General features: G+C 61.4%; 19 protein-coding genes. 10 read left to right on the forward strand and 9 right to left on the reverse strand.

Annotated features, from left to right (window positions below):
* Positions 1-110: 110 nt before the first annotated feature.
* The gene (locus tag H0Z09_RS19010; protein WP_005786160.1) at positions 111-344 is read left to right on the forward strand and encodes a hypothetical protein; all 234 of its coding nucleotides are present in this window, start codon (positions 111-113) and stop codon (positions 342-344) included.
* 207 nt (positions 345-551) lie between these two features.
* Here H0Z09_RS19010 and sulA read toward each other — a convergent pair whose 3' ends face one another.
* Entirely contained in the window at positions 552-1,025 is a 474-nt protein-coding gene (sulA, locus tag H0Z09_RS19015) for an SOS-induced cell division inhibitor SulA (RefSeq protein WP_186692448.1), read from the reverse strand.
* 10 nt (positions 1,026-1,035) lie between these two features.
* Positions 1,036-1,644 carry a transcriptional repressor LexA gene (lexA, locus tag H0Z09_RS19020; RefSeq protein ID WP_186692450.1) on the reverse strand — a complete coding sequence of 203 codons (609 nt, stop codon included), beginning with the start codon at positions 1,642-1,644 and terminating at the stop codon, positions 1,036-1,038.
* Positions 1,645-1,907: 263 nt separating this feature from the next.
* On the opposite strand from lexA, the gene H0Z09_RS19025 reads away from it, so the two are divergent.
* A complete protein-coding gene (locus H0Z09_RS19025) occupies positions 1,908-2,615 on the forward strand; it encodes a TetR/AcrR family transcriptional regulator (RefSeq protein WP_186692452.1) in 708 nt (235 codons plus the stop codon).
* A gap of 126 nt (positions 2,616-2,741) precedes the next feature.
* Entirely contained in the window at positions 2,742-3,752 is a 1,011-nt protein-coding gene (gene nagZ / locus H0Z09_RS19030; protein ID WP_186692454.1) for a beta-N-acetylhexosaminidase, read from the forward strand.
* A 100-nt stretch (positions 3,753-3,852) separates the two neighbouring features.
* On the opposite strand, the gene H0Z09_RS19035 is transcribed toward nagZ, so the two are convergent.
* Genes H0Z09_RS19035 through mfd form a run of 3 tightly spaced genes read right to left on the reverse strand, consistent with a single transcriptional unit; the run spans position 3,853 to position 10,598 of the window.
* Positions 3,853-6,561 carry a DEAD/DEAH box helicase gene (locus H0Z09_RS19035; RefSeq protein ID WP_186692456.1) on the reverse strand — a complete coding sequence of 903 codons (2,709 nt, stop codon included), beginning with the start codon at positions 6,559-6,561 and terminating at the stop codon, positions 3,853-3,855.
* Positions 6,562-6,570: 9 nt separating this feature from the next.
* Positions 6,571-7,137, reverse strand: a complete 567-nt coding sequence (locus H0Z09_RS19040) for a CsiV family protein (RefSeq protein ID WP_186692458.1) — start codon at positions 7,135-7,137, stop codon at positions 6,571-6,573.
* Positions 7,138-7,148: 11 nt separating this feature from the next.
* Positions 7,149-10,598, reverse strand: a complete 3,450-nt coding sequence (gene mfd / locus H0Z09_RS19045) for a transcription-repair coupling factor (RefSeq protein WP_186692460.1) — start codon at positions 10,596-10,598, stop codon at positions 7,149-7,151.
* A 340-nt stretch (positions 10,599-10,938) separates the two neighbouring features.
* Here mfd and H0Z09_RS19050 point away from each other — a divergent pair, with 340 nt between their 5' ends.
* Both H0Z09_RS19050 and sthA read left to right on the forward strand, forming a co-directional pair.
* The gene (locus H0Z09_RS19050) at positions 10,939-12,402 is read left to right on the forward strand and encodes a glyceraldehyde-3-phosphate dehydrogenase (RefSeq protein WP_076950295.1); all 1,464 of its coding nucleotides are present in this window, start codon (positions 10,939-10,941) and stop codon (positions 12,400-12,402) included.
* A gap of 381 nt (positions 12,403-12,783) precedes the next feature.
* Entirely contained in the window at positions 12,784-14,178 is a 1,395-nt protein-coding gene (sthA, locus tag H0Z09_RS19055; protein ID WP_076950296.1) for a Si-specific NAD(P)(+) transhydrogenase, read from the forward strand.
* Positions 14,179-14,220: 42 nt separating this feature from the next.
* On the opposite strand, the gene H0Z09_RS19060 is transcribed toward sthA, so the two are convergent.
* Complete coding sequence (locus tag H0Z09_RS19060; protein WP_186692462.1) at positions 14,221-14,943, reverse strand: glycerophosphodiester phosphodiesterase family protein; 723 nt, start codon at positions 14,941-14,943, stop codon at positions 14,221-14,223.
* Between the two features lie 44 nt (positions 14,944-14,987).
* A complete protein-coding gene (locus tag H0Z09_RS19065; protein WP_186692464.1) occupies positions 14,988-15,566 on the reverse strand; it encodes a PilZ domain-containing protein in 579 nt (192 codons plus the stop codon).
* Positions 15,567-15,660: 94 nt separating this feature from the next.
* Here H0Z09_RS19065 and H0Z09_RS19070 point away from each other — a divergent pair, with 94 nt between their 5' ends.
* The 5 genes from H0Z09_RS19070 (at position 15,661) to queF (ending at position 20,531) form a co-directional block, all read left to right on the forward strand.
* Positions 15,661-16,911: a lipoprotein-releasing ABC transporter permease subunit gene (locus H0Z09_RS19070; RefSeq protein ID WP_169376598.1), complete on the forward strand. Its 1,251-nt coding sequence runs from the start codon at positions 15,661-15,663 to the stop codon at positions 16,909-16,911.
* Positions 16,912-16,918: 7 nt separating this feature from the next.
* A complete protein-coding gene (lolD, locus tag H0Z09_RS19075; protein ID WP_024074097.1) occupies positions 16,919-17,602 on the forward strand; it encodes a lipoprotein-releasing ABC transporter ATP-binding protein LolD in 684 nt (227 codons plus the stop codon).
* A 60-nt stretch (positions 17,603-17,662) separates the two neighbouring features.
* The gene (locus H0Z09_RS19080; protein ID WP_186692474.1) at positions 17,663-18,907 is read left to right on the forward strand and encodes a lipoprotein-releasing ABC transporter permease subunit; all 1,245 of its coding nucleotides are present in this window, start codon (positions 17,663-17,665) and stop codon (positions 18,905-18,907) included.
* A 210-nt stretch (positions 18,908-19,117) separates the two neighbouring features.
* Positions 19,118-19,630, forward strand: coding sequence for a cupredoxin family protein (locus H0Z09_RS19085; RefSeq protein WP_186692476.1), 513 nt, complete (start codon positions 19,118-19,120; stop codon positions 19,628-19,630).
* 70 nt (positions 19,631-19,700) lie between these two features.
* Positions 19,701-20,531: an NADPH-dependent 7-cyano-7-deazaguanine reductase QueF gene (gene queF / locus H0Z09_RS19090; RefSeq protein ID WP_186692486.1), complete on the forward strand. Its 831-nt coding sequence runs from the start codon at positions 19,701-19,703 to the stop codon at positions 20,529-20,531.
* 136 nt (positions 20,532-20,667) lie between these two features.
* Here the strand turns inward: queF and H0Z09_RS19095 are convergent, their stop codons facing one another.
* Entirely contained in the window at positions 20,668-20,934 is a 267-nt protein-coding gene (locus H0Z09_RS19095; protein ID WP_076950303.1) for a DUF4404 family protein, read from the reverse strand.
* 110 nt (positions 20,935-21,044) lie between these two features.
* A complete protein-coding gene (locus tag H0Z09_RS19100) occupies positions 21,045-21,653 on the reverse strand; it encodes an HAD family phosphatase (RefSeq protein ID WP_186692488.1) in 609 nt (202 codons plus the stop codon).
* Positions 21,654-21,759: the final 106 nt, after the last annotated feature.

Genomic DNA, 21,759 nt, shown 5'->3' on the forward strand with positions numbered 1-21,759 from the left:
CAGGTCCTGAGAGCACCGTTCATCAAGCTGTAAAGAAACCTGTTCAGATCCTCTGCGGGGCTGGGTGGATGACTGATATAATCCCGGCCTTTCGTGGAGAACAGACTTTTATGCCAACGTCCTTTCTGGAAATTGTTGAGTTGCCTGACGGCCGTATCGAGCTGCGCCGGGCCGAGGACGAGGGTTCTCTGGTTATTCTGGATTTTTCCGAGGACGCCAAGGTGTTCTTGCAGGGCCAGCACGTGGAAGTGGCAAAAGCCATGTTGAGCGTGGGTGTGCAGATGGCGGGTCGTTTGGCGGAAGGCGAGCCGGAGAAGGACGATGGACCGCGGGTGCTTCACTGAGGTCTGCGAAGATCAGGCTTGTTGCGCCGCATTGAATTTGTAGTGAGCGGGCTTGCCCCGCGTTGGGTGGCGAAGCCGCCCTAAATAGATGAATGCGGTATATCAGTTAATCCACAGTGTCTGGTTTTGGGGCCGCTTCGCAGCCCAACGCGGGGCAAGCCCGCTCGCCACAGCAAGCCCGCTCGCCACAGAAGCCCGCTCAGCCAATTATCCCAATCGAATATTCAAGCTCTGTGCATCGCCCACGCGCGCGGCACTGATCAACTGCTGCTTGGCGCCGGCATTCAGTGGATTCAGCCAGCTCACCACCGTGTGGCTACGGCCCAGGCGCAAGGCTTCGCAGGTCAACTGCTGGGCACTTTGCATGCCGCGCGGTTGCAGCAACAGGATACGCTCACGGTTTAGACCGGCGTCTCGCAACCAGGCCTGGGTCAGGCTGGCGGGCGGGGCGATCAGTGTCAGCCAGCGAGCGTCCTGCTCTTCACTCAATTCACGCAGGATCGGCGCCAGCAGGCTCAGGCAGCTCCCCGCTGCACCGCGCAACGACAATTCACTGAACGCCTCCGGCTCGGCGCTCCAGGGCGCCTCGACCGTTTCCTTGAGGATAGGCGCAAGGGGTTGGGCCATGAAGGCCTCGAACAGCGACAGTTGTGTGTGTTGCGGGGTGTGGACGAGCTGCATGATGTCTCCTTTAGCGGCGAATAACGCCGACGCTCAAACCTTCGATCACCAGGTCCTGATCTTTAAGGTTCACTTCGATCGGGGCGAACTCAGGGTTCTCGGCCAGGAGCCAGACCTTGCTGCCTTCGCGCTTGAAGCGTTTGACGGTGACCTCATCGCCGATACGGGCGACGACGATCTGGCCATTACGGGCTTCGCGGGTGGTGTGGACAGCCAGCAGGTCACCGTCGAAGATGCCCACATCCTTCATGCTCATGCCATGGACCCTTAGCAGGTAGTCGGCGCGAGGATGGAAGAAGGTCGGGTTGATATTGCATGACTCTTCGATGTGCTGCTGTGCCAGGATCGGCGCACCGGCGGCGACGCGGCCGATGATGGGCAGGGTCGATTCGTCGGCCTTGGCTTCGAAGCCAGGGATGCGGATACCGCGCGAGGCACCGGGGGTCATCTCGATCGCGCCTTTGCGAGCGAGGGCCTTGAGGTGTTCTTCGGCGGCATTGGGGGACTTGAACCCCAGTTCCAGCGCAATTTCCGCTCGCGTCGGCGGGTAGCCGTTGTCATCGAGGCAGCGCTTGATAAAAGCCAGAATCTCAGCTTGGCGTGGCGTCAGTTTTAGCATGTTGATCGCTCTGTCTTTTTATACAGTGACTGGGATTATATACAGTGAACTGCGCTTGGCAATCATCCTTTTCCAACGCTCCGCTGGACGGTCATCGCGTTAGCTTCCTACAAGGCAGAGATAGCGCTGCCTACAGACCGTCAGGGATGTGATTAAATAGGGATGAAATACATGACTGACCGGCCGGAAAGCGAACCCGCAGGCTTGACAAGACACAAACTGAAACGTATGTTTCAAACAAGTGTTTGTCAGGCGGAGTAGCCATGGCCCAGTCGGAAACCGTTGAACGCATTCTCGATGCTGCCGAGCAATTGTTCGCGGAAAAAGGATTTGCTGAAACTTCACTGCGGCTGATCACCAGCAAGGCTGGCGTCAACCTTGCTGCGGTGAACTACCATTTTGGCTCGAAAAAAGCCCTGATCCAGGCGGTTTTCTCGCGTTTCCTGGGGCCGTTCTGCGTCAGCCTCGACCGTGAGCTGGAGCGTCGCCAGGCCAAGGCCGACCACAAGCCGACCCTGGAGGACTTGCTGGAGATCCTGGTCGAGCAAGCCCTGGTGGTCCAGCCCCGCAGCGGCAACGACCTATCGATCTTCATGCGCTTGCTGGGCCTGGCTTTCAGCCAGAGCCAGGGGCACCTGCGGCGTTACCTGGAAGACATGTACGGCAAGGTATTCCGTCGCTACATGTTGCTGGTCAACGAAGCCGCTCCGCGCATCCCGCCTATCGAACTGTTCTGGCGCGTGCACTTCATGCTCGGTGCGGCCGCGTTCAGCATGTCCGGGATCAAGGCCCTGCGCGCCATTGCCGAGACCGATTTCGGCGTCAACACCTCCATCGAACAAGTGATGCGCCTGATGGTGCCGTTCCTCGCCGCTGGCATGCGCGCCGAAACCGGCGTGACCGACCCGGCCATGGCGGCCGCCCAGTTACGCCCACGCAGCAAAACCACGCCAGCCCCCGCCAAGGTTTGACTGCCCTGGGTGTGCGCGGCCGCTTGCATCCGCTAAGCTAGCCGCCATGTCGATTTCAGCTATTTACTCACGACCCGTTGCCTTTATTGAGGGCAACGGGTCGTGTGCGTTATTTAAGGAAGGTTTATGACTGCTGCCCTGCAAGGTTCTTTGATGGTTGACGTTGCCGGCACTTGGCTGACGGCCGAGGATCGCCACCTGCTGCGCCAGCCTGAAGTGGGCGGCCTGATTATCTTCGCACGCAACATCGAACACCCACGGCAGGTGCGCGAACTGAGCGCGGCGATTCGTGCGGTGCGCCCGGACCTGCTCTTGGCGGTCGACCAGGAAGGCGGTCGCGTGCAGCGTCTGCGCCAAGGCTTTGTGCGTCTGCCGGCCATGCGTGCGTTGGCCGACAACTCCAATGCCGAATACCTGGCCGAGCAGTGCGGCTGGATCATGGCGACTGAAGTGCTGGCCGTTGGCTTGGACCTGAGTTTCGCCCCGGTACTCGATCTGGACTACCAGCGCAGCGCCGTGGTCGGCACCCGTGCCTTCGAAGGCGACCCCGAACGCGCCGCCGTGCTGGCCGGCGCCTTTATCCGTGGCATGAACAGCGCCGGCATGGCCGCCACCGGCAAACACTTCCCGGGCCATGGCTGGGCCGAGGCGGATTCCCACGTCGCCATCCCCAATGACGAACGCAGCCTGGAACAAATTCGCGCCAATGACCTGGTGCCTTTCGCACGCCTGAGCAAGCAGTTGGCGGCCGTGATGCCTGCCCACGTCATCTACCCGCAGGTCGACGCCCAGCCCGCCGGCTTCTCGCGCCGCTGGTTGCAGGACATCCTGCGCGGCGAGTTGCAGTTCGACGGCGTGATCTTCAGCGATGACCTGTCGATGGCGGGCGCCCATGTGGTGGGGGATGCGGCCAGCCGTATCGAAGCGGCGTTGACAGCGGGTTGCGATATGGGCCTGGTGTGCAACGATCGCGCGGCTGCGGAGCTTGCACTCACAGCCGCTCAACGCATGAGGGTCACGCCATCGGCGCGGATTGCGCGCATGCGGGGCCGGGCAATTGCCTCGACGGACTACAAGCAGGATCCGCGTTGGTTGGCGGCGCTGACTGCGTTGCGGGATGTTCAACTGATTGATTGAAACCGCGTCGTCGCTATCGCAGGCAAGCCAGCTCCCACATTTTGATTTGTGAATACATTCAAGTGTGGGAGCTGGCTTGCCTGCGATGACGGTCTAACAGTCAGCGCTTCTCTTGCTTATTGGGCAGCGGCGCAAACAACGCCTCGATATCCTCATTGCCCAACTGCCAGTCCCCAGTCGTGCGCCCATCCAGCACACCCGCCGCCAAATCTGACTTCTCCTTTTGCAGGTGCTGGATTTTCTCCTCCACCGTCCCGCGCGCAATCATCTTGTACACGAACACCGGCTTCTCCTGGCCGATGCGGTACGCACGGTCAGTCGCCTGGTTTTCCGTGGCCGGGTTCCACCACGGGTCGTAGTGGATCACCGTGTCGGCTTCGGTCAGGTTCAGGCCTACACCGCCGGCCTTCAGGCTGATCAGAAAGATCTGCAACTTGCCGCTCTGGAAGTCCTTCATCGGCGTGCGCCGATCACGGGTCTGGCCGGTCAACAAGGCGTAGGCGACGCCGCGCTTTTGAAGCTCGATTTCGATCAGGCTCAGCATCGAGGTGAACTGGGAAAACAGCAGGATGCGCCGACCTTCCGCAAACAGCTCCTCCAGCATCGCCATCAGGCTATCTAGCTTGCCCGAGCTGCCGCCACGGGCGGGCAGGGTGGCGTCATTGACCAGCCGCAAATCGCAGCACACCTGACGTAACTTGAGCAGTGCTTCAAGAATGATGATCTGGCTGCGCGCCACGCCCTTGCGGGTGATCTCGTCGCGCACCTTCTTGTCCATGGCCAGACGCATGGTTTCGTACACGTCGCGCTGGGCTTCGCTGAGGTCCACCCAGTGGATGATCTCGGTCTTGGGCGGCAGTTCCGTGGCCACCTGTTCCTTGGTGCGGCGCAGCAGGAAGGGTTTGATCCGACCGTTGAGGTGCTGCAGTCGTACATCGCTGGCGCGCTTTTCGATGGGTACGCGGTAATCGCGATTGAAGCTTTTCACGTCACCCAGCCAACCCGGCAGCAGGAAGTGGAACAGCGACCACAACTCGCCCAAGTGGTTTTCCAGCGGCGTGCCGCTCAGGCACAAACGCTGCCGGGCATTCAGCTCGCGCGCCGCCTGGGCCGCCTTGCTGGACGGGTTCTTGATGTACTGGGCTTCGTCGAGGATCAGCACGTGCAAGGGCAGGGCGGCCAACGTGTCGATGTCTTTGGGCAGCAGGGCATAGGTGGTCAGCAGCAGGTCATAATCCTGCAGGGCGTTTTCCTTTAAGGGCGGGAAATACTTCTTGCGTGACGCGCCATACAGCGCCAACACCTTCAGTTGCGGTGTGAAGTGCGCCGCTTCATCGAGCCAGTTGGGAATCAGGCTGGTCGGCATCACCACCATGCAGGGTCGATCCAGGCGCCCGGCGTTTTTTTCCGTGAGAATATGCGCAAGGGTCTGCAGGGTTTTACCCAGGCCCATGTCATCCGCAAGAATGCCGCCGACATCAAGCTGACGCAGCGACTGCATCCAGCTCAAGCCTTCCAGTTGATACGGGCGCAAGGTCGCATTCAGCCCTTCGGGCGCCACGCAGGTGAAGTCCTTGATATCTCGCAGGCGCTGGGCGAAGTTGCGGATCTTTTCGCCGCCTTCCCATTGCAGCGGCAGGTCTTCCAGCGGGTTCAGGCGAATCGCATCGGCCTTGGCCAGGCGTAACGTGGTCGTGCCGGCCTCTTGCAGGTAGAACTCACCCAAGGTGGCCAGCACCGGTTTCAGGCGTCCATAAGGCAGCGCGACTTGCAGCGGGCCATGGCCGCCGTTGGGCAGGCCAGGGATATTCACCAGGATCAGTTCATCATCGCGGCGCCGCGCCAGTTTCTCCGGGTTGAGGATCTCGGTGTGGGAGCGCATCAGGTTCAGCAGAATCGGCAGCAGGCTCAGGCGCTCACCGTTGACGATGATCCCCAGCTCCAGGTCGAACCAATCGCGCTCCGGGCCTTCGTCGACGGTGGCGTACCAGTCATCGACGGCGCTCAGGTCGAAGCCGAAATCTTCTTCGATCTGCAGCTCCCAACCCTCGGCCCGCAACGTGGGCAGGGCATTGAGGGTGAAGTTGAGCCAGGCGCTGTCATTGACCAGCTCGAACAACTCGCCGGCGCTTTCCGGCAAGGCCTTGCTCTGGCGCGTGGCGATCTTGAAACCGAGCAGGCGCAGACGCTCGCGGTACGGCTGCTCAAGCTCGGGATGGCGCTTGATGCGCAGGCTTTGGGTGTCCTGGCGCACGATGATGTCGGCGTTTTTCTGCCCGCTGACATAGTTGCCCAGGTAGTTGAACGACAACGCCGCGCGATGCTGGATATAGCGCTGCATCTTGCCGTTGCGCGGTTCAAAGGCGCTGAATTCGACACTGGCCAGCCATAGGCGTGGCACGGGCAGCACATCCTCCATGACCACCTGCGGCAGTACCGGGCGGTTTTCCAGCACGGCCTGGAGTTTTTCCAGCAACTCGGCATCCTGGGTCGCGGCCGGGTAGGCCAGGGTTTCCTGGACCTTGAGCAGCACCGCCGCGATGTGTTTGCAGTTGGTGTGCACCGGGCAGGTACAGCGGCTGTCCACCAGGATCAGCATGCCCTTGGCCGACTCGCGCAGCGAGATAGTCTGCCGATAGACGTTGCCGCCCGAGCCTTCGCAGCTGGCGGTGATGGTGCTGTCGCCGGACTCGACGATGCGCACCCGGTTCTCCAGAGCATACCGCCGCCCCCGCTCAAGGCTCTGCTCTTTGAAGCGATTGGCCCACGATGGGGCCAGGGGTTTGGTCAGCGACGACGTCAGGGGCATGGCGCTGGATCAGTCCTGCAGGTCGGGCGGTGGTGCGCTGGGTGGCTTGGCGGTCAACGAGGTGATCTTGATCAGCAGCGCCAGGTGGCCGCCGTCCAGGTAGTTGAGCTGGTTGTTCTTGGTGCGCACGTCCTTCTGGGCCAGGTGTTCGCTGGCGATCACGCTGCCGTTGCCGTCGAACTGGTTGATCCAGAAGTCCGCGTCGATATCGGTGAAGCGGCCCAATTGCAGGTTCAACACGCCTTCGATGGGGAACTGCCCGAACTGCTCCTGGCCGTCGGTAATCGCCAGCTTCACCGGTTGCTCGCCGAGGTTCTGTTCCCACGCCTTATGCAACAGCACGGTGTAGGTAGAGTCGGCGCGCAGCTTGTCGACAATGCTGGAAAGGCGCGGTGGGCTCAGCTTATCGCCCAGGCGCAGCGCCCCGGCGTCCCAGTCTTCCGGCGCGGCGCGGCTATTGATCACCGGCTCGGCGTTCTGGCGCACCAGGATCAGCTCCACCTGGTACGGGCTGTCGGCGAACGCCGCGGGTGCCGCTACCAGCAACAACAGGCTCAACATGCGGAACAGGCGCATCGGGGCGTCCTTCAAGCAGATTTCGGGATGAGGCGCTCGAACAGCGCCTCCAATGTATTAAAGCGTTCTTCGGCACGTTCCATCGGCACCATGAACTTGAACAGCGTAGCCCCTTCGAACTTGTAGCGGTTGGGCTGGCCCTGGATCAGCTTGATCAGCACCAACGGGTCCACCGGCGTCTGCGCTTCGAACTCGATACGCCCACCCTGCGGCCCGGCGTCGACCTTCTTGATACCCAACTGCTCGGCCTGCAATTTGAGCAAGGTCAGGCGTACCAGGTTCTTGGTCGGCTCCGGCAGCAGGCCGAAGCGGTCGATCATCTCCACTTGCAGGTCCTTGAGGCCCTCTTCGTCAGTGGCCGAGGCGATGCGCTTGTACAGGATCAGCCGCGCATGCACGTCCGGCAGGTAGTCTTCGGGAATCAGCGCCGGCAAGCGCAGGTTGATTTCCGGGCCGCCGCCCAGCGGTTGGTCGAGGTTCGGCTGCTCGCCCTTGCGAATGGCTTTCACCGCGCGTTCGAGCATTTCCATATACAGCGTGAAACCCACCGCCTGGATCTGCCCGCTCTGGCCGTCGCCCAGCAGCTCGCCGGCGCCACGGATTTCCAGGTCGTTGGTGGCCAGCACAAAACCTGCGCCCAGGTCCTGGGTATTGGCGATCGCTTCCAGGCGCTTTTCCGCGTCGGAGGTAATCTGTTGCCGTGGCGGCGTCAGCAGATAGGCATAGGCCTGGTGGTGACTGCGTCCGACCCGGCCGCGCAACTGGTGCAACTGGGCCAGGCCGAACTTGTCGGCGCGCTCGATGATGATGGTGTTGGCGCTCGGCACGTCGATGCCGGTCTCGATGATGGTCGAGGCTATCAGCACGTTGAAGCGCTTGTGGTAGAAGTCGCTCATCACCTGTTCGAGTTCACGCTCGCGCATCTGCCCGTGGCCGATGGCGATACGCGCTTCGGGCACCAGTTCGGCGAGGTCGGCGGCGCATTTTTCGATGGTCTTCACGTCGTTGTGCAGGTAGTACACCTGGCCGCCGCGCAGCAGTTCACGCAGCAACGCTTCCTTGACCGTGCTTTTGTTCTGCTCCATCACGAAGGTGCGCACCGACAAGCGCCGCGCCGGCGGCGTGGCGATGATCGACAGGTCGCGCATGCCCGACACGGCCATGTTCAGCGTGCGTGGGATCGGCGTGGCGGTCAGCGTCAGAATGTCGACTTCGCTGCGCAGGTTTTTCAGCTGTTCTTTTTGACGCACGCCGAAGCGGTGTTCTTCGTCGATGATCACCAGGCCGAGGTTCTTGATCTTCACATCGTCCGACAACAGCTTGTGGGTGCCGATGACGATGTCGATCTTGCCTTCCGCCAGATCAGCGACGGCGGCGTTCACTTCCTTGGCGGACTTGAACCGGCTCATCACTTCCACGCTCACCGGCCAATCGGCAAAGCGGTCGCGGAAGCTGTTGTAGTGCTGCTGGGCGAGCAGGGTGGTCGGCACCAGGATCGCCACTTGCTTGCCGCCGTGCACCGCGATGAAGGCGGCGCGCATCGCCACTTCGGTCTTGCCGAAGCCCACGTCGCCGCAGACCAGGCGGTCCATCGGCTTGGGCGCGAGCATGTCGGCGCGCACGGCTTCGATGGTGGTTTGCTGATCCGGGGTTTCTTCGAACGCGAAGCCGGCGCTGAAGGTGGCGTAGTCGGCTTTCGGGTCGGCGAACGCATAACCTTCGCGAGCGGCGCGGCGGGCGTAGATGTCGAGCAGTTCGGCGGCGACGTCGCGCACCTGCTCGGCGGCCTTGCGCTTGGCTTTCTGCCAGGTCTCGGAACCCAGGCGGTGCAACGGCGCCAGGGCGTCGTCGCTGCCGGTGTAGCGCGCGATCAGGTGCAGGCTGGCCACCGGCACGTAGAGCTTGGCGCCCTCGGCGTATTCCATGGTGAGGAATTCGGCCGCCTGGTTGTCGATCTCCAGGGTTTGCAAGCCCAGGTAGCGGCCCACGCCATGGTCGATATGCACTACCGGCGCGCCTTCGCGCAGTTCGGTGAGGTTCTTGATCACGGCGTCGTTGTTGGCGTCGGCGCGTTTTTCGCGGCGTCGGCGCTGCATCACGCGCTGGCCGAACAGCGGGCTTTCGGCGATCAGCGCCAGGGCCGGGTCGTCCAGCAGCAGGCCTTCATCGAGCGGTGCGATGGTGATTGCCAGGCGCTCTTTGCTTTTTACAAAATCCGGCCAGCTGTCGACGGTCTTCGGTCGCAGCTTCAGGCGTTCGAGCAGTTCCAGCAGCACTTCGCGACGACCGGCGGATTCGGCGGTAAACAGCACGCGGCCGGGGAAGTCGCCGAGGAAGTTGGACAGCGCTTCCAGCGGTTGCGTGGCCTTGGCTTGGATCGCCAGGTCCGGCAGCGTCGCCGCCGGAAAGCGTTCGCGGCCGCCGCCTGCGTCCACGTCCTGCTGGCTGGCGACCACCCGCGGCCAGTTTTTCAGGCGTGCGAAGCAATCTTCCACCGGCAGGAACAGCTCGGCCGGCGGCAATAAAGGACGGGACGGATCGACGCGGCGTTCTTCGTAGCGGTTACGCACGTCGTTCCAGAAGTTTTCCGCGGCCTGTTCGATACCGGGCAGCGAGAATACTTGGGTGTCCTGGGGCAGGTAGTCGAACAGGGTGGAGGTTTCGTCGAAGAACAGCGGCAGGTAGTACTCGATACCGGCCGGTGTAATCCCGCTGCTCAGGTCCTGAAAGATCGGGCAGCGACGGAAGTCCACGTCGAAGCGCTCGCGAAAGCGTGCCTTGAAGCGCGTGACCGCGTCTTTTTGCAGCGGGAATTCACGGGCCGGCAGCAGCTTGACCGACTCCACCTTGTCGATGGAACGCTGGTTTTCCGGGTCGAAGGTGCGCAGGGTCTCGATTTCGTCATCGAACAGGTCGATGCGGTAGGGCAATTTGCTGCCCATGGGGAATAAATCGATCAGCGCACCGCGCACCGCGAATTCGCCGTGCTCGTACACCGTGTCGACGCAGCGGTAGCCGCTGGCTTCAAGGCGCATGCGCATCTGCTCGACGTCGAGCTTCTGGCCGATATCCAGCACCAGGCTGCTGCCCAGCAGGAACTTGGTCGGCGCCAGGCGGTGCAGGGCCGTGGTAATCGGCACCACCAGCACGCCGTGGGCCAGTTCCGGCAAGCGGTACAGGCTGGCGATGCGCTGGGAAATGATGTCCTGGTGCGGCGAGAACAGGTCGTAGGGCAGGGTTTCCCAGTCGGGGAAATGCAGCACCGGCAAATCGGGGGCGAAGAAGCTCAGCTCCTGCTCCAACCGTTCGGCGCTTTGGCTGTCGGCGGTGAGCAGCAGGGTAAAGCGCTTGGCTGCGCTGGCAGCCTCGGCAATGGCCAGGCTCAGGGCGGCACCGGGCAGATTGCCCCAATGCTGTTTACCTGCCGCGGCAGGGAGTAGCGGTAGACGCAGAACGGGCACGGAAGGTTGAGCTCCAAGCGTTGCGACAAAGTCGGTAATTGTAACGGCCAGAGGTGCCGCCTGTCAGTTGCTGACTGTGCCTAATGCGGTTTGTAGGAAATGTAGTGGCTAAGACAAACAAAGGCGTGTTTTGACTCAATATGTAGTGCCAAAAGACGCGATTGTTTTGGAGTGTTACAGACAAGTTGGCCGGCCGGCCAAACTGATGGCCTTCTGGAACCCGCGTATTTGCTGGGCTGCAGCGGGGTGGTATTTTTTGGCAAGGGCTTTTTGTTGGTCGTTGCGCATTGCTCAACCGGCAGTCGGACGACATAATGTAGCCCCTTTTTTCAGCCCCTACATGTGGAAGGTTACCGTGACTCAGAAGCCCGACCAGTGTCTTGGTGAATGGATCGACCGTGAAGCACTCGCAGAAGCGATGATCCCGCTCATCGGTCAGCTGTACCGCAATAACAATGTGGTGAGCTCGATCTATGGCCGCAGCCTGATCAACCAGTCCGTCATCGCGATTCTCAAAGCACACCGCTTTGCGCGTCACCGTTCCGCCGACGACAGCGAACTCTCCGTCCACGAAACATTCCCACTGCTCAAGGCCATGAGCGAGCTCAAGCTCGGCGCGGCTTCGGTCGACCTGGGCAAGCTGGCTTATAAATTCCGCCAGGAAGGCGCCGGCCGTAGCGCCGAGCAGTTCGTGCGTGAAGAAATGGCTGATGTGGTTGGCCAGCAAAGCGCCGCCGCCCGTAAGGGCACCGACGTGGTCCTGTATGGCTTCGGTCGTATCGGCCGCCTGCTGGCGCGCATCCTGATCGAAAAAACCGGCGGCGGCGACGGCCTGCGCCTGCGTGCCATCGTGGTGCGCAAAGGCGCCGAGAACGACCTGACCAAGCGCGCCAGCCTGTTGCGCCGCGACTCGGTGCACGGTTCGTTCAATGGCACTATCACCATCGACGAAGAAAACAACACCATCACCGCCAACGGTAACCTGATCCAGGTGATCTACGCGAAGAACCCGTCCGAGGTGGATTACACCCAGTACGGCATCAAGGACGCCCTGCTGGTGGACAACACCGGTGTTTGGCGTGACGCCGAAGGCCTGGGCCAGCACCTGGCCTGCCCGGGTGTCGACCGCGTTGTCCTGACCGCGCCTGGCAAGGGCAAGCTCAAGAACATCGTGCACGGCATCAACCACGCTGAAATCACCGCTGACGACAAGATCGTGTCCGCCGCGTCCTGCACCACCAACGCCATCGTGCCGGTGCTCAAGGCCGTGAATGACAAGTTCGGCATCGTCAACGGCCACGTCGAAACCGTTCACTCGTACACCAACGACCAGAACCTGATCGACAACTTCCACAAGGGCGACCGCCGTGGTCGCAGCGCTGCGTTGAACATGGTGATCACCGAGACCGGAGCCGCCACCGCTGCCGCCAAGGCCCTGCCTGAGCTGGCCGGCAAGCTGACCGGCAACGCGATCCGCGTACCGACGCCTAACGTGTCGATGGCCATTCTCAACCTGAACCTTGAGACAGCCGCCACCCGTGAAGAGATGAACGAGTACCTGCGCTACATGGCGCTGCACTCCGATCTGCACAAGCAGATCGACTTCGTCAATTCGCAGGAGGTGGTGTCCACCGACTTCGTGGGCTCGCGCCACGCCGGTGTAGTGGACGCCGAAGCGACCATCAGCCAGGACAACCGCGTTGTGCTGTACGTGTGGTACGACAACGAGTTCGGTTACAGCTGCCAGGTGGTGCGTGTGATGGAAGACATGGCTGGGGTCAACCCGCCGGCGTTTCCGCGCTAAGTATCAGTGGTAAATGAGAAGCCCCGACTGGTTCGGGGCTTTTTCATGGCTGGGGATTTGTGTTGCCCCGGCCGGCCTCTTCGCGAGCAAGCCCGCTCCCACATTTGACCGAGTACATCCTGAAGAAACGCGGTCGAATGTGGGAGCGGGCTTGCCCGCGAAGGCGGTGGTGCAGTCGATGCATAGGTGACTGTCGCATCTATTTCCAGCAGGATGGACTGGCCTACGACGCGACCAAGGGTTAATGTGCGCGGCGTTGAGCCTTATATAGACTGTGCCCCGGTTCACACACTTGAGCCAAATTGTCCTTCATGCCCGCTGGCCGCGGCATGATTTAGCCCGGCGTCCAACCGTACGCCTGGCCTGTTCTGAGGAGTACGCATGGCTGTCTACAACTACGACGTGGTGGTACTGGGTTCCGGCCCGGCTGGAGAAGGTGCGGCGATGAATGCCGCCAAGGCGGGGCGCAAGGTGGCGATGGTCGATAGCCGTCGCCAGGTCGGCGGTAACTGCACCCACTTGGGTACCATCCCGTCCAAGGCCTTGCGTCATTCCGTGCGCCAGATCATGCAGTTCAACACCAACCCGATGTTCCGGGCCATCGGTGAGCCGCGCTGGTTTTCGTTTCCGGATGTGTTGAAAAGCGCCGAAAAAGTCATCTCCAAGCAAGTCGCGTCGCGTACCGGTTACTACGCCCGTAACCGCGTCGACCTGTTCTTCGGCACCGGCAGCTTCGCCGACGAGCAGACCATCGAAGTGGTCTGCCCCAACGGCGTGGTCGAAAAGCTGGTGGCCAAGCACATCATCATCGCCACCGGTTCGCGCCCGTATCGCCCGGCAGACATCGATTTCCATCACCCGCGCATCTACGATAGCGACACCATCCTGAGCCTGGGCCACACCCCGCGCAAACTGATCATCTATGGCGCCGGCGTGATCGGCTGTGAATACGCCTCGATCTTCAGCGGCCTGGGTGTACTGGTGGAGCTGGTGGATAACCGCGACCAGTTGCTGAGCTTCCTCGACTCGGAAATTTCCCAGGCGTTGAGCTACCACTTCAGCAACAACAACATCACCGTGCGCCACAACGAAGAATACGAGCGGGTCGAGGGGCTGGATAACGGTGTGATCCTGCACCTCAAGTCCGGCAAGAAGATCAAGGCCGACGCCTTGCTGTGGTGCAACGGCCGTACCGGCAACACCGACAAGCTGGGCATGGAAAACATCGGGGTCAAGGTCAACAGCCGTGGCCAGATCGAAGTGGACGAGAACTACCGCACCTGCGTGGCGAACATCTACGGCGCCGGCGACGTGATCGGCTGGCCGAGCCTGGCCAGCGCCGCCCATGACCAGGGCCGTTCGGCGGCCGGTAGCATCATCGACAACGGCAGCTGGCGCTACGTGAACGACGTGCCGACCGGGATCTACACGATTCCCGAGATCAGCTCGATCGGCAAGAACGAGAACGAACTGACCAAGGCCAAGGTGCCTTACGAAGTGGGCAAGGCATTCTTCAAGAGCATGGCGCGTGCGCAGATCGCCGGCGAGCCGCAAGGCATGCTGAAGATCCTGTTCCACCGCGAAACCCTGGAAGTGCTCGGCGTACATTGCTTCGGCTACCAGGCCTCGGAGATCGTGCACATTGGCCAGGCGATCATGAACCAGCCGGGTGAACTCAATACGCTCAAGTATTTCGTCAACACCACTTTCAACTACCCGACCATGGCCGAAGCCTATCGGGTAGCAGCCTACGACGGCCTCAACCGGCTTTTTTGAGCGGCTCCGGCCGGTGGCCTGAGCCGGCCGGGGAGACCGATTTCAGTAATTCCCGAGGGTGGCAGTGGCCAAACCGGGAAAGTCTGTAATCAGGCTATCTACGCCGAAGTCGGCGAGCCTGCGCATCAGCGCAGGTTCGTTGACGGTCCATACGGACACGTGCAAACCCTGGCGCTGGGCTTTTTGCAGGCGCTCGGGGGTGCACAACGTCCAGTTCAACGCCAAGTACTCACAGCCATAGTTCTGCGCGACCTTCAGTGGGTCGAGCCAGGCATATTCGGCGACCAGGCCACGTGACAGGTCGGGGGTGAGTTCAATCGCCGCTTTCAGCACTTCCCGCGAACTTGAGGTGACGGTGACTTTGTCCATCAGGCCAAAGCGCACGGCCATCTCGCGGATTGCCAATACAGTGGTGGCGGCGCGGGTGCGCGAGGCGCTTTTGACTTCCAGTTGCCAGTGATCGAAGTCGCATTTTTCGAACAACTCCTCCAGGCACGGGATCGGGCAGGGCTGGACCCAGCCTGGGCCACCCTTGCGCGCGTCCATCTTCACCAGATCCGCCGCTGAGTACTCAACGACTTTGCCGCGCCGGTCGGCGGTGCGCTTGAGGGTCGGGTCGTGGATGACCATCAGCTCGCCGTCCATGGACAAGTGCAGGTCCAGTTCGCAACGGCGTACACCGTGCTTGAGGCACTCCTTGAAGCTGGTCAGGGTGTTTTCCGGTGCTTCGCCTTTGGCACCGCGGTGGCCGTAGATCAGGGTCACAGTTGCTCCTATGCGCCAGGATGGCTGGCGTCGTGAATACGCATTCAGAGATCGTCGCTTTGTTCTCGCGCCAGGCGGCGTTCCTGGGCCTGTTTCTGCAGAATGTAGCGCGCCAGCAGCTGGCGTTGGGCATCGGTCATGGATTCGAATTCCGTGCCCACGTCAAAGCCGTCGCCCTTGGCATCGCAATGAGTGACGCGCGCGCGCAACAGCAGGCCGAGCGCCTGGGGCATCAGCACCAGCTTGACCGCCAGGTGTGCGCCCACCGCCAGGGAGGTGGCGTGTTGGAAGTCGATACCGCCCTCGGAAATGATCACCGGCTGCGGCGCGCCGACTTCGTCCAGCAGGCCGCGCGCCATGATCTGGCTGAGCAGGTCCAGGCGTTTGTTCTGCACGCGCAGGAAGGCGGCGAGGGTGCGATCCTTCTCGCTGAGCTGGCGCAGCAGGTGCTGGGCTTCGAATTCGCTCAAGTGCAATTCGCTGAGCAGGTTGAACAGCGGCGAATCATCGAGCAACACTTCCTTGCTCGCCGCTTCGGGGGCAGACAGGCTTTTGATTTGGAGTGCGATCATGTCGTCGATACGGTAGTATTCGCGGCGCTCTTCTTCATCTAATGTCGACATGGCGAACCCCAGGTTACGGTAATGGTCTGAGTGTAAAGCTGCTTACCAGACCCCGCCACCGGGACGTCTTCTTTTCCTCCGAACAAGCCCCGACATGTTCAGACCTCTCTTCGTATTTATCGGCACGCGTTATACCCGTGCAAAGCGTCGCAATCATTTTGTGTCGTTCATTTCCCTGACCTCGATGATCGGGCTCGCCTTGGGCGTGGTCGTGATGATCGTAGTGCTGTCGGTGATGAACGGCTTCGATCATGAGATGCGCACCCGCGTGCTGGGCATGGTGCCCCACGCGACCATCGAAGGCGATGCGCCCATCAGCGACTGGCAAAGCCTGGCCGACAAGGTCAAGCAGAACCCCAAGGTGCTGGCCGTGGCGCCGTTCACCCAGATGCAGGGGCTGCTGACCAACGACGGCAAGGTGCAGAAGATCCTGCTCAATGCCATCGATCCGGCCCAGGAGCGCAATGTCTCGATCATCGACAAGTTCATGTTGCAGGGCAAGATCGATGACCTTGCGCCGGGCAGCTTCGGCATCGTCATCGGCGACAAGGCCGCGGCCAAGCTCGGCGTGGGCATGGGCGACAAGCTGACCTTTGTCGCGCCGGAGGTCACCGTGACCCCGGCCGGCATGTTCCCGCGCATGAAGCGCTTTACCGTGGTCGGCATCTTCCATGTCGGCGCCGGCGAGATCGACGGCTACCTGGGCCTGACCAACCTCACCGACCTGGCGCGCCTGCATCGCTGGCAGCCGGACCAGGTGCAGGGCCTGCGCCTGAAGTTCAACGACCTGTTCGACGCACCGCGCGGCGCCTGGGAAATCGCCCAGCACCTGGGCGAATCCCAGTACTACGCCCGCGACTGGACACGTACCCATGGCAACCTGTACCAGGCCATCCGCATGGAAAAAGCCATGATCGGCCTGCTGTTGCTGCTGATCGTCGCGGTTGCTGCGTTCAACATCATCTCCACGCTGGTGATGGTGGTGAACGACAAGAAGGGCGATATCGCCATCCTGCGCACCCTAGGCGCCACGCCGGGGCAGATCATGGCGATCTTCATGGTGCAAGGCACGGTGATCGGCGTGGTCGGCACCTTGATCGGCACCGCCGTGGGAATTCTGGCCGCGCTGAACGTCAGTGCCGCGATTGCTTTGCTTGAGAAAGTGATCGGCCACAAGTTTCTCAACGCCGACGTCTACTTCATCGACTACTTGCCGTCCCAGGTTCAGGCCCAGGACGTGTTGATGGTAGGCGGCGCGGCGTTGGTCCTGAGTTTCCTTGCCACCCTGTATCCAGCCTGGCGCGCGGCACGTACCCAGCCAGCACAGGCCTTACGTTATGAGTGAATCGGGCATGAGTGAAAAAGCAATCCTGAGCTGCCGCAACCTGGGCAAATCCTACGAGGAAGGCCCGGAGTCGGTGGTGGTGCTGTCCAACCTGCAACTTGAACTGCACCCTGGCGAGCGCGTTGCGATCGTCGGCAGTTCCGGTTCCGGCAAAAGTACCTTGCTGAACCTGCTGGGCGGCCTTGATACGCCGTCCCAGGGTAGCGTGTGGCTGGCCGGTGAAGAACTGTCGGCCCTGAACGAAAAGGCCCGTGGCCAGTTGCGCAACCGTTCGCTCGGTTTTGTGTACCAGTTCCATCACCTGCTGCCGGAATTCACCGCCCTGGAAAACGTGTGCATGCCGTTGCTGATCGGCAAGACCGCGATCCCTGAAGCCCGCCAGCGTGCCAAAGCCTTGCTGGAGCGCGTCGGCCTGGGCCATCGCCTGGAGCACAAGCCGGCCGAATTGTCCGGCGGCGAGCGTCAGCGTGTGGCCATCGCCCGTGCCTTGGTGAACAACCCGGGCCTGGTGATGCTCGATGAGCCCACCGGCAACCTCGACTCCCACACCGCCCAAGGCATCAAGGACTTGATGTTGGAGTTGAGCACCCAGATGCGCACCGCGTTCCTGGTGGTGACCCATGACATGAGCATGGCCCGGCAGATGGACCGCGTGTTGCACCTGCAGGAAGGTCATCTGGTCGCCATCTGACCCGTTTCAAGCCCGGCGGTTGACGCCGGGTTTTTCTATTTTTTCCAACGGTGCCCGCGAATGTTCAGACCGTTATCGATTTTCATCGGCACGCGCTATACCCGCGCCAAGCGCCGCAACCGTTTTGTTTCGTTTATCTCGATGACCTCGATGATCGGCCTCGCCCTGGGCGTGTTGGCGATGATCGTGGTGCTGTCGGTGATGAACGGCTTCCAGCGCGAAATGAGTTCGCGCATCCTCGGCATGGTGCCCCACGCCACCATCGTCGGCGTAAACCCGATCGACGATTGGCAGCCGGTGGCCGCCGCCGCGATGAAAAATCCGCAAGTGACCGCCGCAGTGCCCTTCACGCAGATGGACGGTATGTTCTCCTACAAGGGTGCGATGCAGCCGATTGAAATCAGCGGTGTCGACCCGGCCCAGGAAGGCAAGGTGTCGATCGTGGCCCAGCACATCGTGCGAGGCAAACTCGATGACCTCAAGCCCGGCGAGTTCGGCGTGGTGGTCGGCGAAATCACCGCGCGACGCTTTCGCCTTAACGTGGGCGACAAGCTGACCCTGATCGTGCCGGAACTGAGCAGCGCACCCGGCGGTATCACGCCGCGCATGCAGCGCTTGAACGTGGTGGGTATCTTCAAGGTCGGCGCCGAGCTGGATGGCTCGATGGCCCTGATCCACATGGCCGACGCGGCAGAGATTCAACATTGGCAGCCGAACCAGGTACAAAGCGTGCGCCTGGCGGTCAAGGACTTGTACGCGGCGCCCAAGGTCTCGGCGGATATCGCCGCCAGCCTGGGCGCAGGCTACAAGCCCGATGACTGGACCCACACCCAGGGCAGCCTGTTCAGCGCGATGAAGATGGAAAAGACCATGATCGGCCTGCTGTTGCTGATGATCGTCGCCGTGGCCGCGTTCAACATCATTGCGACCTTGATCATGGTGGTGAACGACAAGGGCGCGGACATCGCGATCCTGCGCACCATCGGCGCCACGCCACGGCAGATCATGGCGATCTTCATGGTGCAGGGCACGGTGATTGGCGTCGTCGGCACCTTGATCGGCGGTATATTGGGCGTGATCGCGGCGCTGAACGTGAGTGAGTTGGTGGGCTGGGTGGAGCGGGTCACCGGGCAGCATATCTTCAGTTCGGACGTATATTTTGTCAGCAACCTGCCTTCTGAACTGCAAGGTGGGGATGTGTTGCTGATTTGTTCGGCCGGGTTTGTGCTGAGCTTCCTGGCGACGATTTATCCGGCGTACCGGGCGGCGAAGATTGAGCCGGCGCATGCTTTGAGATATTCGTAAGCTCTGAGGTATCCACAATTGTAGTGAGCGGGCTTGCCCCGCGCCGGGTGGCGAAGCCGCCCCAATAAAGACACCCGCAGCCCTCCAGCTAGACCCCGGTCGCCTGGTTTGGGGCGGCTCCGCCACCCAGCGCGGGCGGTGCGACGATTCGACAAGCCCGCTCACTACAGTGGTTCCTTCGCCAGTCATATACATTTTTGGAGAAAAGAGATGGCATTGCGTACCCCTCTGTTATTGGCGGTTTGCTTGTCGGCATTGAGCGTCGATGCGCTGGCTGATGCCGCCCACGCCTATGCGTTCGGCCAACCGGCGCCGGCCAACAAAGCCACGCGCAGCGTGGAAGTGACACTGCAGGACATCGCTTTTTCGCCCAACTCCGTGAATGTAAAAGACGGCGAGACCGTGCGCTTTGTCCTGGTCAACAAAGGCCGGTTGCTTCACGAATTCAACCTGGGCGACGCGGCGATGCATGCCGAACACCAGAAGGAAATGTTAAAGATGCAAGCCAGTGGCATGCTCACCGCCACCGGCATGGGCGCGATGGACCACAGCGCCATGGGCCATGGTGCAATGAAACACGATGATCCCAACAGTGTCCTGGTCGAGCCCGGCAAAACCGCCGAGCTGACCTGGACGTTCGCCAAGGCTACGGGCCTGGAGTTTGCCTGCAACCTGCCGGGGCATTACCAGGCGGGCATGGTCGGCAAGCTCAATGTCGATTGATCCACCGGTGCTTAGGCGCGGGGGCAAAGGCTGGTAGACTGGCGCGGTTTTATTCAGCCAGGTTTCCGCCATGCATCCCGCAGCCGAACATTCGCCGCTGGGCAAGTCCAGTGAATACATCTCCACTTACACCCCTTCGTTGCTGTTTCCGATCCCGCGTGCCGCCAAATGGGCCGAGCTGGGCCTGAGCGCCGAGACCCTGCCTTACAAGGGCGTGGATTTCTGGAACTGCTTCGAACTGTCCTGGCTGCTGCCGTCGGGCAAGCCGGTGGTGGCCATCGGTGAGTTCTGCATCCCGGCCGACTCGCCGAACATCATCGAGTCCAAGTCGTTCAAGCTCTACCTCAACTCGCTGAACCAGACCGCGTTCGCCGCTACGGCCAGCCTTGAAGCCACCCTGCGTACCGACCTCAGCGCCGCTGCCGGTAAACCGGTGAGTGTGCGCATCCGCAGCCTGGCCGAGGTCGAAGCCGAAGGCGTGATGGCGTTGCCGGGCGTGTGCATTGACGCGCTGGATATCAGCGTCAGCAACTACGAACACCCGCGTCCGGAACTGCTGCGCTGCGATGACTCGCGCATTATCGAGGAGAGCGTGCACAGTCATCTGCTCAAGTCCAACTGCCCAGTGACCAGTCAGCCGGATTGGGGCAGTGTGGTAGTGGAATACCGCGGCTCAGCGCTGGATCACGCCAGCCTGCTGGAATATATCGTGAGCTTTCGCCAGCACTCGGACTTCCACGAGCAGTGCGTGGAGCGCATCTTCCTGGATTTACAGCGCCTGCTGAAACCGGAGAAACTGACGGTGTATGCGCGGTATGTGCGGCGGGGCGGCTTGGATATCAACCCATATCGCAGTACGGAAGATAGGGCGTTCCAAAACGTACGCCTGGCCCGCCAGTAGCCTTCACGCAAACCAAATGTGGGAGCGGGCTTGCTCGCGAATGCGGTGTGTCAGTTAAGCATCCAGTGACTGGCACCCTGCATTCGCGAGCAAGCCCGCTCCCACATTTTGGTTCTGTGCTTGGCGAGGGATTGTGTTAAATCCCCATGCTACCCAGCGTGTTCATGATATTGCGCAATGTCCCGGAAATGACCGGGTGTTCAGCGTCGAACTCTATTGCAGCTTGATTCACATCGTCCGAAATACTGGGTGACTGGGTGGCCGGCTCCAATTCAAGTTGCACTTCAAACTTGGCAATCAAGGCTTCCAGCGCTTCACGTTTTTCGGCAGGCAGCGGCGGTTCCTGTTCCAACTGCCCGCGCAGGATCTCGACCTGTTCTTCAAGTTTTTTGCGATCAGGCATGATGTCTTCCTTCTTATCAATAGGCACTGGCATAGACCGCGGCACGCCGAGAAAGGTCTACGGACTGACCAGTAGATTAATCCACCGGCGGCAACTGTGCATGATCCGTGTCAGGGCTTCTCGCCTTTGAGCTGGCGCAGGCTGATGTCGGCCAGGCATGTGCCGAGTTCGCCCAGGTGATCGATCACCGAATGCACGCCCAACCCATACAAGGCAACGGTGGCCTTGCCGCGCTTGCGCTCGCGCTCCTGTTCGCTCAGCGCCTGCCATGGCTCGGGTGCCAGGCCGCACAGCGAGCCGCAGGAGGCCAGGCCGATGGTCCACAACCCGGCATTGAGGCCTGATTGCAGCAGGCGTGGTTCGCCGCTGACCAGTACGCAGCCTTCCAGGCGTTCGATGTTCAGCTCCATCAAGGCTTGCCAGCAGGCGTGGGGCGCCGGCCAACGAATGGAGGAGGGCGATGCCGCCTTGACCCAGGCCGGCAGCGTGGCGGCCAGGGGCGTCGTGATAGAGGGAGGCAGTTCATCCAGCCAGGCGCAGGGCACGCCTTGCTCCTTCAGGCTGCGCAGGATCTTCAGCGCGCCCGGGGTGGCCTGGGAGTCGGGCGCGGGCGAATCGGTGCGCGCCCGGGAACCGAAGTCCACCAGGCAGCCACTCAGGCCAAACAGAACGGCAGTCAAGGCGGGAGCGTTGGCGATGGCTGTTTCGGCGTGAGGCATGTCGGCATCCCTGAAATAGCTCCAACGCTATCGGTCCGGCATGACAAGTCGATGACAGTATTATTATTTGTAGGAATTTTGTGCATTTCGGGTGCGACAGTTCCCG

Source organism: Pseudomonas sp. SWRI18, assembly GCF_014268345.1.
In the GTDB taxonomy this organism is placed as follows: Bacteria; Pseudomonadota; Gammaproteobacteria; order Pseudomonadales; family Pseudomonadaceae; genus Aquipseudomonas; species Aquipseudomonas cedrina.

Excerpts from the sequence above, each read along its gene's own strand:
- H0Z09_RS19010 (WP_005786160.1), top strand. The coding sequence starts at position 111 with ATGCCAACGTCCTTTCTGGAAATTGTTGAGTTGCCTGACGGCCGTATC.
- sulA (WP_186692448.1), bottom strand. The coding sequence starts at position 1,025 with ATGCAGCTCGTCCACACCCCGCAACACACACAACTGTCGCTGTTCGAG.
- lexA (WP_186692450.1), bottom strand. The coding sequence starts at position 1,644 with ATGCTAAAACTGACGCCACGCCAAGCTGAGATTCTGGCTTTTATCAAG.
- H0Z09_RS19025 (WP_186692452.1), top strand. The coding sequence starts at position 1,908 with ATGGCCCAGTCGGAAACCGTTGAACGCATTCTCGATGCTGCCGAGCAA.
- nagZ (WP_186692454.1), top strand. The coding sequence starts at position 2,742 with ATGACTGCTGCCCTGCAAGGTTCTTTGATGGTTGACGTTGCCGGCACT.
- H0Z09_RS19035 (WP_186692456.1), bottom strand. The coding sequence starts at position 6,561 with ATGCCCCTGACGTCGTCGCTGACCAAACCCCTGGCCCCATCGTGGGCC.
- H0Z09_RS19040 (WP_186692458.1), bottom strand. The coding sequence starts at position 7,137 with ATGCGCCTGTTCCGCATGTTGAGCCTGTTGTTGCTGGTAGCGGCACCC.
- H0Z09_RS19050 (WP_076950295.1), top strand. The coding sequence starts at position 10,939 with ATGTGGAAGGTTACCGTGACTCAGAAGCCCGACCAGTGTCTTGGTGAA.
- sthA (WP_076950296.1), top strand. The coding sequence starts at position 12,784 with ATGGCTGTCTACAACTACGACGTGGTGGTACTGGGTTCCGGCCCGGCT.
- H0Z09_RS19065 (WP_186692464.1), bottom strand. The coding sequence starts at position 15,566 with ATGTCGACATTAGATGAAGAAGAGCGCCGCGAATACTACCGTATCGAC.
- H0Z09_RS19070 (WP_169376598.1), top strand. The coding sequence starts at position 15,661 with ATGTTCAGACCTCTCTTCGTATTTATCGGCACGCGTTATACCCGTGCA.
- lolD (WP_024074097.1), top strand. The coding sequence starts at position 16,919 with ATGAGTGAAAAAGCAATCCTGAGCTGCCGCAACCTGGGCAAATCCTAC.
- H0Z09_RS19080 (WP_186692474.1), top strand. The coding sequence starts at position 17,663 with ATGTTCAGACCGTTATCGATTTTCATCGGCACGCGCTATACCCGCGCC.
- H0Z09_RS19085 (WP_186692476.1), top strand. The coding sequence starts at position 19,118 with ATGGCATTGCGTACCCCTCTGTTATTGGCGGTTTGCTTGTCGGCATTG.
- queF (WP_186692486.1), top strand. The coding sequence starts at position 19,701 with ATGCATCCCGCAGCCGAACATTCGCCGCTGGGCAAGTCCAGTGAATAC.
- H0Z09_RS19095 (WP_076950303.1), bottom strand. The coding sequence starts at position 20,934 with ATGCCTGATCGCAAAAAACTTGAAGAACAGGTCGAGATCCTGCGCGGG.
- H0Z09_RS19100 (WP_186692488.1), bottom strand. The coding sequence starts at position 21,653 with ATGCCTCACGCCGAAACAGCCATCGCCAACGCTCCCGCCTTGACTGCC.